The sequence below is a fragment of the Kineosporia babensis genome, assembly GCF_021129305.1.
In the GTDB taxonomy this organism is placed as follows: Bacteria; Actinomycetota; Actinomycetes; order Actinomycetales; family Kineosporiaceae; genus Kineosporia; species Kineosporia babensis.
On record NZ_JAJOMB010000006.1, the window covers coordinates 70,882 to 85,941 of the forward strand.

The 15,060-nt window shown below is 69.2% G+C and carries 11 protein-coding genes; 5 read left to right on the forward strand and 6 right to left on the reverse strand.

Going from position 1 to position 15,060, the window contains the following annotated elements; all coding sequences use genetic code 11:
• Positions 1 to 148 precede the first annotated feature (148 nt).
• Together LR394_RS13160 and LR394_RS13165 are read left to right on the forward strand one after the other, a co-directional pair.
• Positions 149 to 2,605: an FAD-dependent oxidoreductase gene (locus LR394_RS13160; RefSeq protein WP_231441477.1), complete on the forward strand. Its 2,457-nt coding sequence runs from the start codon at positions 149 to 151 to the stop codon at positions 2,603 to 2,605.
• 119 nt (positions 2,606 to 2,724) lie between these two features.
• The gene (locus tag LR394_RS13165; protein ID WP_231441480.1) at positions 2,725 to 5,409 is read left to right on the forward strand and encodes an ATP-binding protein; all 2,685 of its coding nucleotides are present in this window, start codon (positions 2,725 to 2,727) and stop codon (positions 5,407 to 5,409) included.
• A gap of 152 nt (positions 5,410 to 5,561) precedes the next feature.
• Here the strand turns inward: LR394_RS13165 and LR394_RS13170 are convergent, their stop codons facing one another.
• Positions 5,562 to 6,053, reverse strand: a complete 492-nt coding sequence (locus LR394_RS13170) for a DUF6624 domain-containing protein (protein WP_231441482.1) — start codon at positions 6,051 to 6,053, stop codon at positions 5,562 to 5,564.
• Positions 6,054 to 6,218: 165 nt separating this feature from the next.
• On the opposite strand from LR394_RS13170, the gene LR394_RS13175 reads away from it, so the two are divergent.
• The gene (locus tag LR394_RS13175; protein WP_231441484.1) at positions 6,219 to 6,815 is read left to right on the forward strand and encodes a hypothetical protein; all 597 of its coding nucleotides are present in this window, start codon (positions 6,219 to 6,221) and stop codon (positions 6,813 to 6,815) included.
• Positions 6,816 to 6,876: 61 nt separating this feature from the next.
• Here the strand turns inward: LR394_RS13175 and LR394_RS13180 are convergent, their stop codons facing one another.
• From LR394_RS13180 to LR394_RS13195, 4 genes are all read right to left on the reverse strand, one after another.
• Entirely contained in the window at positions 6,877 to 8,445 is a 1,569-nt protein-coding gene (locus LR394_RS13180; protein WP_231441486.1) for an MDR family MFS transporter, read from the reverse strand.
• A 65-nt stretch (positions 8,446 to 8,510) separates the two neighbouring features.
• Positions 8,511 to 9,116: a TetR family transcriptional regulator gene (locus LR394_RS13185; RefSeq protein ID WP_231441489.1), complete on the reverse strand. Its 606-nt coding sequence runs from the start codon at positions 9,114 to 9,116 to the stop codon at positions 8,511 to 8,513.
• 46 nt (positions 9,117 to 9,162) lie between these two features.
• Positions 9,163 to 10,971 carry an FtsX-like permease family protein gene (locus tag LR394_RS13190; RefSeq protein ID WP_231441490.1) on the reverse strand — a complete coding sequence of 603 codons (1,809 nt, stop codon included), beginning with the start codon at positions 10,969 to 10,971 and terminating at the stop codon, positions 9,163 to 9,165.
• On the reverse strand, positions 10,971 to 11,741 hold the full coding sequence (locus LR394_RS13195) for an ABC transporter ATP-binding protein (protein ID WP_231441492.1): 771 nt from the start codon (positions 11,739 to 11,741) through the stop codon (positions 10,971 to 10,973). Before LR394_RS13195 ends, LR394_RS13190 begins: the two co-directional genes overlap by 1 nt.
• 108 nt (positions 11,742 to 11,849) lie before the next feature.
• On the opposite strand from LR394_RS13195, the gene LR394_RS13200 reads away from it, so the two are divergent.
• Entirely contained in the window at positions 11,850 to 13,037 is a 1,188-nt protein-coding gene (locus tag LR394_RS13200; protein ID WP_231441495.1) for a sensor histidine kinase, read from the forward strand.
• Positions 13,025 to 13,678: a response regulator gene (locus LR394_RS13205; RefSeq protein ID WP_407937043.1), complete on the forward strand. Its 654-nt coding sequence runs from the start codon at positions 13,025 to 13,027 to the stop codon at positions 13,676 to 13,678. The genes LR394_RS13200 and LR394_RS13205 overlap by 13 nt, the downstream gene beginning before the upstream one ends.
• On the opposite strand, the gene hglS is transcribed toward LR394_RS13205, so the two are convergent.
• Complete coding sequence (gene hglS, locus LR394_RS13210) at positions 13,675 to 15,033, reverse strand: 2-oxoadipate dioxygenase/decarboxylase (protein ID WP_231441500.1); 1,359 nt, start codon at positions 15,031 to 15,033, stop codon at positions 13,675 to 13,677. The two genes, LR394_RS13205 and hglS, sit on opposite strands and share 4 nt — an antisense overlap.
• Between the last annotated feature and the right edge of the window lie 27 nt (positions 15,034 to 15,060).

Consider the following 15,060-nt stretch of genomic DNA (forward strand, 5'->3'; position numbering starts at 1 on the left):
AGCCACTCACGGGCGCTGGCGAAGTTCGTGCAGGTAGCCGACCGATTCCAAACATACTTGATTTGTGCGATGTGGCCGGAGGGCCGTTCTTGATCGGATTGCAGCGCTGGCGAAGGGCTGGTGATCGAGATCGAGGAGGCGCACGGCGATGAGGTCCGAAGAAGTCGACACCGTTGTGATCGGTTCGGGTGTGGGCGGTCTGGCCGCGGCCCGGGCCCTGGCCGAGTTCGGCGGGCAGCGCGTGCTGGTGCTGGAGCAGCACTACACGCTGGGCGGAATGACCCACGAGTTCTCCCGGGAGGGACGGTTTCATTTCAATACCGGGCTGCACTATCTGAGTGCCCGCCACGAGCCGTTCCTGCAGTACCTGACCGAGGGTCAACTGCAACTGGCGCCGATGCCCCAGGACTTCGACATCCTGCACTTCACCGGGTTCGATTTTGCTGTCCCCGGCGGGCTGGGGGAGTACGAGCGGCGGCTGTGCGAACTGTTCCCGGACGAGGCAGAAGCCATCACCAGGTATTTCGGGCAGGCGCTGGCGACCACCGATGCCTTGTACGAGCGCAATGACCTCGTCTCACTGCCGGGCGCCGACCTGGTTGAGCACGAGAAGCGTTTTCCGCTGGTGTATCGCACGCTGGAAGAGCACCTGCAGTTGAGCTTCCGGAACCCGAGGCTTCGGGCCATTCTGGGTGCGCGCTGGGCGCTCTACGGGCCGCCGCCAGAGCTGGGCACCTTCAGTTACCACGCGGCGGTGACGCATTCCTACTACGGCGAAGGCGGCTGTCATCCGGTGGGCGGCGCCCAAGAGGTGGGCCGGCTTTCGATCGAGGCGCTGCAGCGGCGCGGGGTGCAGTTGCGCGCTCGGCAACGGGTTCAGCGCGTGCTGATCGAGGACGGCCGGGCGGTGGGGGTGGAGGTGCTCGGCCCCGAAGGGCTCTATCAGGTCAAGGCCGAGACCGTGATCTCTGATGCCGGGCACGTCAAGACCTACGAGTTGATCGGCCGGCCGGCTCCCCTGCAGAGCCTGGGTGGTTTCTCCTGCGTCTCGCTGTTTCTCGGCCTGGACCGCTCACCCGCCGAGTTCGGGCCCCGCGGCGGCAATCACTGGTTCATGCCCGACGATGACGAAACCTTCTACGTCGCCTTCGCCTCGCTGAACAACCCGGCCGCCCGGCATCACACGGTCGAGGCCTTCGCCATGGTCGACCCGGCCGACTTCGATCGCTGGCGCGACGCCAAAGACGAGAGCTATCGACAGTTCAAGCGGGACAAGATCGAACAACTGATCACCCGCCTGGACACCCAGTGGCCGGGCCTGCGTGAGGCCATCGTGTTCGCCGAGTTGGCAACCCCGCTGACCTTTGAGACCTACCAGAACAGCGATCGCGGCATCTTCTACGGCCTTCCCGCCACACCCGAGCGCCTGCGTTCGACGGCGGCCGGCCCGCTCCTGCCGGTGGAAGGGCTGATCCTGGCCGGCCAGGACGCGGACATGCCTGGCGTGGTCGGCGCGCTGTCGGGTGGTCTCAGAGCTGCCGGGCTGGTGCTCGAGCCGGAGCAGACCGGGACGATGTGGGAAACGGTCAGCACCTACCAGGCCGCTCCAGCCGAATCCGGCTACCTGAAAGTCGCTGCGGTGCAGCAGCTGACCGCTTCGGTGAAGCGCTTCCGCCTGGAGCCACTCAACGGTGATGAGCTGCCCTTCACCTTCCAGGCCGGGCAGTACCTCACCCTGGACCTGCCGGTCGCCATCGACCCGATCGCCCGGTCGTACTCAATCTGCAGCAGCCCGGCCGAGCGCGGATTCGTCGAGATCGCGGTCAAGCGCGAGCCGGAGGGCCTGGGCTCGGTCTTCCTCAACGACGAGCTGGCGGCGGGGCAGGTGCTGCGCTCGAGCGGCCCGCTCGGCGACTTCACCTGTGACTTCGCCGAGGACCCGGGCCCGCTGCTGCTGATCGCCGGAGGGATAGGCATCACCCCGCTGCTGAGCGTGCTGCACGCTGCCGTCGCGGCCGGACACCAGGGCAGGATCACCCTGCTGGCGGCCTACCGCGGTGAGCTGCCCTTCGCCGACGAGTTGCCGGCGCTGCCGGGCCTGGAGGTGCAACTCTTCCCCTCCGAAGCAGGCCAGCGCATCGGGGCCGAGCAACTCACGCCATACGTGGCTGATGTAAGCCGAGTGCACGTCTGCGGACCGGCGCCGATGATGCAGGCCATCCTCGGCCACCTCGCAGACCTGGGCGTTCCTCGTGACCGTGTGCACACCGAGGCCTTCGTGTCGGGCGACAGCAAGCAGACCCGGCTGGAGCGCGCGCACGCTATCGCCCTGGCCGCCACGGTCGACGAGTTCACCATCGCCATGCCGGACGGGAAGGCGTTCCCGTGCCGCCCAGGGGAGTCGCTGCTGACCGCAGCCAATGATGCCGGGGTGGAGGTGGAGCAGTCCTGCGAGGAGGGAGTGTGCGGCAGTTGCAAGATCCGCGTTCTGAGCGGCCCCGCCGACAGCGATCCGCGCGGCCAGTTCTCCACAGCCGAGATCGACGCCGGCTGGACCCTGGCCTGCCAGACCCTGCCGACAGGGGACCTGATGATCGCCCAGTAGCCGGCTGACCGCTCGGGCACGAGGCCGAAACGGGGCTCGAGACCGGGCACCGATATCGTGGGCCGAAGCCGCCACCCGGCCGTACCCGGCCAGCCGTCATCCGGCGGCCGGGAGAAACGATGACCAGGCCACCTCTGCGGGGCCGGGAAACCGAGCTAACTGAACTGCGCCGCCGCCTGAACCTCCTTGCCGGAGGCCGCGGTGGCGCAGTCGTCGTCGAGGGGACGGCCGGTAGCGGCAAGACCCGGCTACTGGCCGAGGTGAGCGAGCAGGCCCGGACACAGGGGTTGCGGGTCTTCACCGGCGCTGGTCAGCAGGCGTGGCAGGTGCTGGAACTACTCGACGGCCTACCCGGCACCAGCACCAGCGCAGGCCCCGACGATGTGGTCCGAGAACTGCAAGAAGGCCTCGAGCGCGCCGCCTTGGACACTCCCGTTCTGGTGGTGCTCGACGACTTTCAATGGGCCGACGCGGCAGCCGCCACTGCGGTGCGAACCCTGCTGCGCCGCCTGGCCGCCGACCCCGTCCTCTGGCTGATCGCCCGCCGCCCCAGCGCCTCACGAGACCTTGACGCCGACGTCCTGAGCCTGGGTGACCTGGACGAAGCAGCTGTGGAACAGGTCGCGCGAGATGTCCTCGGCACCACCCCGCACCCGCACCTGAGTGAACTGCTGGCCGGTGCCCAAGGCAATCCGCTGTTGCTGGGCGAACTGCTGCACGACATCAAAGATGGGCAGCTGAGAGCGGGCGAAGCCGTGACCCGCTCAGGCTTAGCCCCACAGCGCTTCCGGGAGTCGATCCGCCGACAGGTCCGGCAGCTGTCCGAGCCAGCCCGCGCGGCCGTGGAACTGGCCGCCATCCTGGGCCGCACCTTCACCGCCGGCCAACTCGCCCGCATGCTCGACCGCAGCCCGGCCACCCTGCTCAGCCCACTGAGAGAAGCCCTGGACGCACAACTGATCCTCGAGCAGAGCGATCGGTTCGCCTTCCGGCACGACCTGGTCCGCGAAGCGATCGAGACCGGCCTGCCCGAGCCGCTACGCCGTGACCTGCGCCGACAAGCGATCGAAGCAAGCCTGGCCGAAGGCGCACCGGCCGCCGACGTCGCTGCCCTGGTCCTGCAGACCGCCACCCACGGCGACACCCGATCCATCGCCCTGCTACAGCTAGCCGCCGCCGAGATCGCCCCGCGCTCGCCGCTGGTCGCTGCCCGCCTCAGCACCCGCGCCCTGGACCTGGCCCGCCCTGGAGCTGCCAAAGGCGCGCTGCTCACCGACGCCGTGACCCAGCTGGTCCTGGCCGGCGAGGTGGACGAGGCATCAGCGCTGTTCGAGCGCTATGCCGCAGCCGCACTGGAGCCACCGACCGCGGCCCGATTGCGTTGCCTGCTCGCCGAGGTGCTTCTGCCGGCTGACGCAACCCGTTCAGCCACCCTCTGCCACGAGGCCCTAGCCCTGCCTGATCTGCCCGAACACCTGCGTGCCCGGCTCTGCGCGGCCCTGGCCAACGCCCTGATCATCTCGGGTGACGCCGCAGGCGGCCGCCGGCACGCTCAGGCCGCCCAAGCCTTGGCCGCGAAGAACACCGACCCGTTGCTGATGTCGGCGGTGGTGATCACCGACGCAGTCAGCGGCTTCCAGCAGTGCGACTGGGAAACCGGGCTCCACAAGGCCGACCAGGCCATCCGCCTACGAGACCAAGTTCCGGGTGCTCGGGCCTTGTGGCTGCCCGACGGCTACAAAGCGATGATGCTGGACGCGATGGGTCGTCTGAGCGAAGCCTGGCAGCTCACCGAGGCAGGCCTGCGCCTGGCCCGAGCCGATGGTCAGCACGCCAACGAGTGGACGTGGGCGATGATCCGGGCGCGAATCCTGTTGCGCAGCGGCCGTCTGAACGAAGCTCAGGCGGAGGCGGAAGGCATCCAGGCGATGTCCGAAGAGCTCGGCACAGCGCTCTTCCGTGGCTTCGCCTCCTCTGTGCTGGCTCATGTCGCGCTGCACCGCGGTGACCCAAACTTGCTGCCAGCAGCCAGGTCACATGCGGCAACGATGGGCCCTGGGAAAGCTTGGAAAGGGCGCGGGCAGTGGCTGCGCGCACTGCTCGACGAAGCCTCCGGTACTCCAGCGGTTTCCCCAGACCCAGCAATGGACGACTTGTTCTCGGGTTGCGTGGACATCGTGGCACTTTCGGGTCACGCGGAGACGGCCACGTTGGTGCGTCTGCTGCTGCGCGCTGACCAACCCGAACGAGCCGAGGCGGCCGTCGAGCGCCTCACAGCAGAGGCGAGCCGCCATCCGCAGGACCGACTGGTCGCAGCGGCGGAAATGCACGCCCGCGGAATGCTGCTGGCCGATCCCGATCGGCTGTCCAAAGCGGTCGAAATGTATGACGCCGATGAGCGGCTCCTGCTGAAAGCCCGGGTTTACGAGGACGCGGGTGTGGCGATGGCCCGCACTGACCGCAGCGCGGGCGTTGCTCTACTGGATTCCGCGCTGAACCAGTGGTCGTCGCTGGGCGCAGACCATGATGCGGGACGGGTGCGGAGTCTGTTGCGCCAGCACGGAGTGCGTCGGCGAGCCCCGGAAGGCCCTCAGACCGGATGGGCCGGTCTGACGGAATCGGAGACCCGGGTTGCCCGCCTGGTCGCGCTGGGCCGGACCAACCGCCAGGTGGCCGACGAACTGCACCTTTCCCCGCACACCGTCAGCACTCACCTGCGGCACGCCTTCGTAAAACTGAACATCCGCACCCGAACCGAGTTGGCCCGGCTCAGCCCTGACACCGGCCTGTCCCTCGGACGCTAAGGCTCAGGTAGGTTCAACCGTTCGCTCCAGACCCACCCCACCACGCGCCAACCCTCGCCCAAGAAGCTGCGGCCGGCGGGCGTCCTCTGGTAGTTGCAGTGAGGGGCGACGGCATCCGGCCTGGGGCACCGCAAGGTCTGGGCGATGGCTAACTACGGCGTTCTGTACCGGGCCGCGTTGGCCGCGAACGACTCGATGCCGACCTCGGCCCGGCGCTCGTCCAGGCCGGTGGGATCGGTGCACGGCCACGGCACCGGCTGCCCGTCCACCACATCGGCGATCTGCGTGCCGTAGACCTGATAGCGGCCCTCATTCATCGCCACTCGATCCTCCAGGAACGCCAGGTCACGAGCGTTGGCCGCGCCCTCGGCGACGGCTTGGCGCAGCAGGTGAAGGGCCAGGCGTTGCACATCGAGTTGGGTGTCGGCGTGCTGGGCGATCAGCCAGGCCGCTCGCGCCGCCTGCTCGTCGCTCGGCCAGCCGTGGGTCTGCAGTAGCTCGCGCAATCGGTCGGCGTGCCGCACGAACACCTCGCGCTGCTCCCGCTTGGCCTCCAGAGCGACTGGGCCCGGCGCGCCCGCCCCGGTCCGGATCATCAGCTCCTTCTGCTCGGTCATCATCGCGATCAGTTCCTGCGTGACCATGTTTTTCCTCCCCGAAAACATCTCTGCCGCAGGTACTCTGCCGCACAACGGGGCCCTTGCTGCAAGCCCCCCTCAAGCCGGTACAGTTAAGGAAGGGGAACAACCGGTGACCGGGGCTGCGTGGGAGGATCGGCGCGCATTGACGGTTTCCCGAGGAGAGTCCCCTTGAATGCCAGGCCGATCCTGCTGTCCGTTGCCGCTGGTGTGCTCGTGGTCGGCGCGATCGCGGCGGTCAGTTCCCTGAACCGGTCCGATGATGATGCGGTCGAGGTGGTCAGCACTCGCGGTAGCAATGCCGTGCAGGCTGGTCCGGCCGATGTCGGGGCCAGCTACGAGCCGATCCCGGAGGAGCCCACCGACGAGCTGGGCTACGCCAAGACCGGCCTGGAGTTCGGCTTCATCACCAAGGCCGAGCTGGACGGGGGCAAGCTGCGGATCACGTTGCGCCAGGCCGAGTTCTACCTGGGCAAGGCGGCCAAGACGGTGAACGGCGGTATCACTCCGCCGAACGACTACGTGGTGGCCGAGGACGCGACGATGGGGGAGTTCCGTTACGTGGTCGACCCTCAGGCCAGCCTGGTCGGCGTCAACACCCTGCTCCCGGAGCCCGGCGCGGTGGAGCGGCAGGAGATCACGGCCGAGGAGCTGGTGAAGAGCTTCAACAGCGACTCCAACCGTGGGGTCGCGGTCTGGCTGCGGCACACGGACACCTCCACCAACAGTGGGCCGGTGCTGGCTCTGGCTGAGCAGTACATTCCCTGACCACAGACCAAAGCAAGAATGGGGGACGACGTGCGCACGTCGTCCCCCATTCTTTGAAGTTCTAGACCGTGGCTTCCTCGACCTCCGGTTCGGGGGCGCGCCCGTCGGCCAGTTCCTTCTCCGGCAGCAGGAATGCCAGCACCAGTCCGACCGCGAAGATCGGGATCAGGTACAGGAACACCGGCGTGAGGGCGTGCTGGTAGGAGGCGATCACCGCGTCCTGGGCCTCCTGGGGCAGCGCGTGCACCAGGGCCGGCGTGAGTGAGTCGGCGTTACCCACGGCCTGGGCGCTGGAGGCGGTCAGGCGCTCGGCCAGCTGGTCGGTGAGCCGGCTGGTGAACACCGCGCCGACCGCTGCGATGCCCAGCGTGGCTCCGATCTCCCGGAAGAAGTTGTTGGCCGAGGTGGCGGTGCCCACGTCCGAGGAGGGGAAGTCGTTCTGCACGGCCAGCACCAGGGTCTGCATCATCAGGCCCAGCCCGGCGCCCAGGACGAACACGTACACGCAGATCAGCGCCACGGTGGTGTCCACGGTCAGGGTGCTCATCAGCAGCGCGGCCAGCATCACCAGTGCGACACCGGCGATCGGGTACCAGCGGTAACGGCCGGTCTTGCTGATCGCGTTGCCCGAGGGGATGGCCGCGGACATGATGCCGACCACCATCGGGATCAGCAGCAGGCCGGACTCGGTGGCGCTGACCCCGTAGACCATCTGCAGGTAGGTGGGCAGGTAACCGATGATCGCGAACATCCCGACGCCGATCACGATCATGCCGATCAGGGTGGCGATGTTGAAGATCCGGCTGCGGAACAGGTACAGCGGGATCAGCGGCTCGGCCACCCGCGACTCCCAGACGAAGAACAGCACCCAGGCCAGCACACCACCGGCGGCGGTGGCGAGCACGATCGGATCGGTCCACTCGTATTCCGTGCCGCCCCAGTCGGCCACCAGCACGGTGGCGGTGACGGCGGCGGCCATCAGCACGAAGCCCAGTACGTCCAGCCGGGCCTGTACCTGACGCTTGGGCAGCTTCAGCACGATCGCACAGACCACCAGGGCCAGCAGGCCCAGCGGCAGGTTGATCCAGAACGCCCAGCGCCAGCCGATGCTGTCGGTGAACCAGCCGCCCAGCAGCGGCCCGGCCACCGACGAGAGGCCGAAGACGGCACCGATCGGGGCCATGTACTTGGCCCGCTGCCGGGCCGGCACCAGGTCGGCGATGATCGCCTGCGAGGTGATCATCAGGCCACCGCCGCCCAGGCCCTGGATGCCGCGGCCGATGATCAGCCAGGTCATGTCCTGGGCGAGCGCGGCGATGGTGGAGCCGGCCAGGAAGATCCCGATCCCGGACAGGAACAGCGTCTTGCGGCCGATCAGGTCGCCGATCTTGCCGTAGACCGGCATGGCGATGGTGGCGGCCAGGATGTAGGCGGTGGTGACCCAGGCCATGTGCTGCACGCCGTGCAGTTCGCCGACGATGGTGGGCAGGGCGGTGCTGACGATGGTCTGGTCCAGCGCGGACAGCAGCATGGTGAGCATGAGGCCGCTGAAGATCACCCAGAAGTTGGCGGGAACCTCAGAGGGGCCGCTGTTCTCGGGTGTTCTGGCGGCCGGGATGGATTCGGCCATGGGGTGTTTTCTCCGGGGGAAAGAAAATGGGGGACGGGTGCGCGCCTTCGCGCTGGGAACTCGCCTCAGTCGGCGAGAAAGCTGTGGAGCAGGGTGACGGTCTGCTCGACCTGGGCAACCGGGCTCGCGGGTGACTCCGGTGCCTCCGACCAGCAGTGCAGGCCGGTCCGCATGGCCGAGAAGGCCAGCGAGGTGATCAGCGTCGGGGTGACGTGCCCGGCCGGCAGTTGCAGGCGCTGGGCCACCGCCTCACCCACCACCCGCTCGAACCGGTCGAAGTTGCCGAGCATCGCGGCCATCAGCGTGGGGTACGCCTTGGCCAGTTCCATGACCTGACGCAGTTCCTCCCGCTCGGGCTGGTTCTCGGCGAGCTCGCGCAGCAGCAACCGGGTCAGGTCACGCAGGACCGGCACCGGCTCCCGGTCGGAACCGGCCAGGAACTCGGCCAGAGCATCGTCCGGCAGGCCCCGTGGCCCGCTGACCGCCGCGGCCTCCTTGGACGGGAAGTAGTTGAAGAAGGTGCGCCGGGAGATGCCGGCCTGGGCGCTGATCATGTCCACGGTGACGTGCTCGAACCCGTGCTCGGCGCACAACCGCAGGGTGGCCTGGTGGATCTCGCGCGCCGTGGCCCGGCGGCGGCGTTCGCGCAGGTCTGCCGAGTTCGTCGTCACCCGTTCAGTATTGCACACTGTGCAAAGTATGCATGATGGGCAGCAGTCAGCCCACGCGGCGGCTCCCGGCCAGTGCAGCCAGCAGGGTCAGGGCCGCGCAGAGGAACACGACCGCGAGCACCGGCAGCCAGGGAATGGTCAGGCTCTGCTCGGCCACGTCGGCTGCGGTGGCGCTGCGGATCGTCCAGCCCACCACCGCCGTGACCAGCGCACCCACCAGCAGCGCAGAGCCCCCGACCAGCCCGGCTTCCCACAGCGCCATCCGCCGCAGTTGCCGCCCGGTGGCGCCCAGCAGCCCGGCCGTGCGCAGCTGTGCACGGCGCTGAGAAGCGCTCACCAGGACCGAGTTCACGATTGCGATTGCCGCGTACAGACCGGAGGGCCCGAGCAGCACCCAGAGCGCGAGGTTGTTGTTCTGCCGGGTCTGGGCCTCGGTCTCGGTCAGCCATTCCTCGGCGGTCAGGATCCGCGAGCCCGAACCCGCCAGCAGCTTGGGCAGATTCGCCGTACCCGGATCGACGAACCACAGCTGGGGTGCGACGTCCCGCTGGTCGGCCGGTACTAGATCACGGCCGATCATCACGTCGCTGTGCAGTCCGGGAGCGTCGGCCACCAGCGCCACCACCCGGCCGCCGAGCAGCCGATCACCCAGACGCACACCCGAGTCCAGCGCCCAGCTGTCGGTGACCACCACGCCGCGCCGAGCGTCCTTCAGTGATCCCTTGACCGCATGCAAACCTCGTGCTGCGACGGCTGTTCGGGGTTCGAGGACGTCCACTTGCTCCTGCTCGCGCTCGAGGCCCATCGGCAGGGTCAGCGTGGTCCGGGGATCGGCGAGCGGAAGCTCGCGCAGGGCCTCGGTCCCGCCTTCCACCACGTAAGGCGTGGCGAGGTGCTCACGGTCCAGGCCCGTGGCCCAGTCCGCGGTGAAGCTGAGCGTGACGATCATCGAGCCGGCGATGGCCGAGATCGCCAGGATCGGGGCAGCCAGCGCGACCGGTGCCCGAACCGCGGTGCGGACGTGGTCGCGGGCCAGGCGCGCCGCCACGTCCCGCTCGGCGAAGGGCCGGCCCAGGAGCCCGGCCAGCGGCGGGAACAGCCAGCCGCCGAAGCAGTACAGGCCCAGGACGATGGCTTCGGGCAGCAGGATGCCGGCGACCAGGGCGAACAGCGGGTCCAGTTGAGTGCTCAGGGCCAGGGTCACCACCGAACCGCCCAGGCAGGTGGTGCCGATCAGCAACTGCCACACACTCGGGCGGCGCCGTTCCAGCCCGGCCTCCTGAAACACCGCCATCGGCGAGACTTTGGCCGCCCGCTTGGACGAACGCCAGGCACCCAGCACCGCCACCACACACCCGCACGATGCCGCAATGGTCCAGGGCAGCCACGGCGTGTGCAGGGTCAGGTCGACGGTGAGCAGACCGCGCCACTTCAGCACCGCCAGGAACGCGGGTGTGGCCACCGAACCCAGCAGGCATCCGGCCACCGCGGCCAGCAGCGCCACCATCGTCGACTCGCCTAGCACCATCAGCCGCACCTGCCGGGGCGTGGCCCCGACCAGACGCAGCAGCCCGAGCTGACGACGGCGCGTCGCGACCACGAACCCGAAGGTGCTGCCGACCACGAAAACGGCCATGAACAGCGCCACCCCGGCCATGATCCCGATCAGGGACGCCAGCCCGTCCAGTTGCGAGCGCTCGGCTGCGCTGAGGCCGGCCTGCTGCGCGGTGCCGTCCACGGCGGCGATCACGGTGATTGCGGTCGTCAGGAGGGCGATACCGAAGGTCAGCGCCACCAGCGCACCGACGTACGGCGGCCAGGAGTAACGGACGGTCTGCCGGCTCAGGCGCAGCATCACCGCTCCAACTCGCTCATCGTGGCGGCGATCTGGGTGGCGTCGGCGCGTTCCAGACGGCCCACGATCTGACCGTCCTCGAGGAACAACGTGGAGTGCGCGTACGAGGCGGCGAGCGGGTCGTGCGTCACCATCACCACGGTCTGCCCCCGTACGTCCGAGGCTTCGCGCAGCAGTTCCAGCACCCGGCGGCCCGAGGACCGGTCCAGCGCGCCGGTCGGCTCGTCCGCGAAGAGCACCTCGGGCTGCAGGTGCAGGGCCCGGGCGATGGCCACGCGTTGCTGCTGGCCACCCGACAGTTCCGGCGGCCGGCGCTTGGTCTTCTCCTCCAGCCCGACCTGACGCAGGGCCTCGCGCACCGCCGCCTTGTCCACCCGTCGTCCGGCGAGCCGGGCCGGCAGGGCCACGTTCTCGAAGGCGGTGAGCGCGTCCAGCAGGTTGTAGGCCTGGAACACGAACGCCATCGAGGTCCGCCGCAGCTTGGTCAGCTGGGTCTGGGAGAGCCCGCCCAAAGCCACGTCACCGAGCCGGACCTCGCCCTGGGTGGGCCGGTCGAGGCCGGCGGCGACCTGCAGCAGGGTGGACTTGCCGGAACCGGAGGGCCCCATCACGGCGGTGAAGGTGCCGCGCACGAACGTGTGGGTCACGCCACGCAGCGCCGGTACGTGCCCGGCCCGGGACTTGTAGGTGTGCGAGATTCCGTCGAGAGTCACTGCTACAGCCGAATGGTGGACGCTGGTGGGCGCCGGTTCGGTGAGTGGTCGGGTCATGCAGACCATCTCAGCGCCGAACGCCGCGATGATCACGGGTGCCAGCGCGAGTCTGGGGTAGCGCCGACGCTACCCCAATCGTCCGTTGATCCCCGTATTGTCAGGCCCATGACGGACGCGTGGTCGGCACTGCGCGGCCACCCCCTGCGTTTCCTGTTCTCGTCCTGGCCGTTGCGCTCGCTGGCGTACCTGGCCAGCACGGTGGTGACCGGGCTGGCCGCGTTCCTCCTGCTGCCCTTGTCGCTGCTGTTCGGCGGGATCCTGGTGGCCCTGATCGCGGTGCTGGAACGCGCCCGGCTGCGGCTGGTCCAGCAGCGCCCGGCCGATGCGATCGGGCTGCGCATCCGGCTGCGGGCCCGGCGCCGGATGCCGGTGGCCTGGTTCGAGATCGCCTACGTGCTGCTCCTGGCCACCGGGCTCTGGCTCCTCGACCTCCTGCTGCTGGTGCTGAGCCTGCTCGTGCCGGGGGTGCTGCTGTTCGCGCCGCTGATCGTCCACTGCGACACGATGAATGTCGGCAACTGGCAGGTCTCTTCCGGCGCCGAGGCGCTGCTGGCGAGCTTGCTGGGCCTGCTGGTCGGGGTGGCCGCCTTGTACCTGATGACGCTGGTGGTGGCCGGGCAGTCGTTGCTCGCCAGGGCGTTGCTCGACTCCCGGGAAGGCGATCTGGCGGCCACTGTGGCGCAGTTGCGGCGCTCGCGGGTGGATCTGGTGGACGCCTTCGAGACCGAACGGCGCCGGATCGAGCGAGACCTGCACGACGGCGTCCAGCAGCGTCTGGTCGCGCTCACGATGACGCTGGGCCGGGCTGAGCTGGACGTACCGGACGGGCCCGGGCTGCTCGCGGTGCAGGACGCGCACCGGCAGGCCGAGCAGGCCCTGGCCGACCTGCGCGGCACCATCCGCGGCATCCATCCCCGGGTGCTGGTGGACCACGGGCTGACCGCGGCAGTCAACGAAATCGCCGACCGTTCACCGGTTCCGGCCACGGTAGACGTCCGGCTGCAGGAACGGCTGCCCGCGCCGGTCGAGTACGCGGCCTACTTCGTGGTGAGCGAGGCGCTGACCAACGTGGCCAAACACTCGCAGGCCCGCCGGGCCGGGGTGCACGCCTGGCGCCAGGGATCGACCTTCGTGCTGACGGTGGAGGACGACGGCGTGGGCGAGGCCACCGCCTCCGGCCCCGGCACCGGGCTGGCCGGCCTGGTGGTCCGCCTGGACGCCCTCGGCGGAACGCTGAACGTGACCAGCCCACCGGGCGGCCCGACGGAAGTACGGATGGAGTGCCCGCTGTGAGGATCGTCCTGGCCGAAGATGCTGCGCTGCTGCGCGAAGGACTGACCGGCATTCTGGAGCGCTGCGGCCACGAGGTTCTCGCCGCGGTCGAGAACGCCGAGGCCCTGCTGGCCTACACCGCCCGCCACCGCCCCGACCTGATCATCACCGACATCCGGATGCCACCCACCCATACCGACGAGGGCCTGCGTGCCGCCGCCCGGATCCGCGCCGAGCACCCGGACATCGCGATCATGGTGCTCTCAGCGTACGTCGCCGAGGCCTACGTACCGGAACTGCTCGAGGCCACCGCCGGCGCTGCGGGCGTGGGCTACCTGCTCAAGGACAGGGTGGGCCACGTCCGCGAGTTCATCGCCGCGCTGGACAGGGTGGCCGCCGGCGAGACCGTGATCGACCCCGAGGTAGTGGTGCACATGCTCGGCCGCCGCCGCGACGACGGCCCACTGGCCTCACTCACCGACCGCGAGCGCGAAGTCCTGGCACTGATGGCCGAGGGCCGGACCAACGCCTCGATCGCCCAGGCCCTGGTGGTCAGCGAGGCCGCGGTCCGCAAGCACGTGGGCGGCATCTTCGCCAAACTGGACTTCGCCCCGGCCACCGACCGCCGCGTCTCCGCCGTCCTGGCCTACCTCCGCGGTTAAAGACGCTGCAGAGCCTGGGCCAGCGAGGCGTTGCGCTCGCGGGCGTACAGGTCGTTCGGGTCGTGGATCTCCCGGCCGATCACCTCGGACAGCCGCTGCAGGTCGTACTCGGCCCCGGCCTGTTCGTCGTCTCGGGTACCGTCGTCGGTGAGGTTGGACTGGAAGATCCCGGCCGCGGACCGGGGCAGGAAGTCCTCGTAGACGATCGGCTCCGGGATCAGCGCCCCCTGCCGGATCAACTCGGGCACGCTCTCCGACCGCGGCCGGGCCGGGCCCGGCCGGAAGGTGAAGAACCCCAGATCCTGCGCCGCCAGTTCCAGTTCGGTGTTCGGCAAGTGCTCCTGCCACACCTGCCGCGCCACCTCCGTCCGCACCCGATCACCTCGCACCTCGTCCACCTGCGCCACCATCCGGTCGTACAGCTCCCGCCCGGCCACGGTCAGCGCGATCCCCCGCTGCTCCACCTCCCCGAAACGCACCTTCAGCTGGCCCCGTTGGATCGTGCCGTCGGCTCGGCGGAACACCCGGTCCTCGGCCAGGGCCTTGAACGAGGTCTGGCGCAGCAGCACGTCCGGACCGTCCCAGGCGGGCGGGCCCTGGATCTCGTCGATCATCGTGATGCCGTGCGCCTGCATCCGGCGGTACAGGTCGTCGATGTCCAGCACCCGCGGCGTCAGGTGGTTGATGTGGGTGGACGCCACCCCGCCGATGTCCGCCGCCACCGACGAGATGCGTTCCAGATGCTGATACCAGTCCTGATCGACCGGCTCGGCCGACAAAGCGAACGCCCCCGTGGCCAGCTCGAGCAGCTCGGCCGCCTCGGCTGCGGACAGCTCACCCAGATCAGCGGCCCGGTCGGCCAGCTCCAGCAACCGAGGCCCGAACAGCCGCCGCGCGGCGATGAACTGCTCCAGCCGGCCCTGGGTTTCGGCATCGAAGAACCGCCGGTCCTCGGTGACCAGCATCGAGGTGAACACCCGGAACGGGTTACGGGCCAGCTCCCCGGCCTCGACCGGGCGGAACGCGGTGGAGACCACCGGCACCGAACTCTTCGAGGCGTCCCGCAGATCGTAGAAACCGACCGGATGCATCCCGAACGCCGCGAACACCCGCGCCACCTGGGCCAGCTCCCGCCGCGAACCCACCCGGATCGCCCCGTGCCGCTCCGCCGAGACCCGCTCGATGCTGCCCAGCCGCCGAGCCTGATCCCCACGGGCCGCCGCGACGTCCTCGTTGACCGCCCGCGAAACCTCCACCAGCGTGGTGTAGGCGGGCACCTCGGTGCCGTACATCGCGGCCAGCCGCAGGGCGAACTGCGCTCGCAACTGCCACTGCGGGACCAGGGAATCAGGCATGAACCCAACCGTACAATCACGACAGTG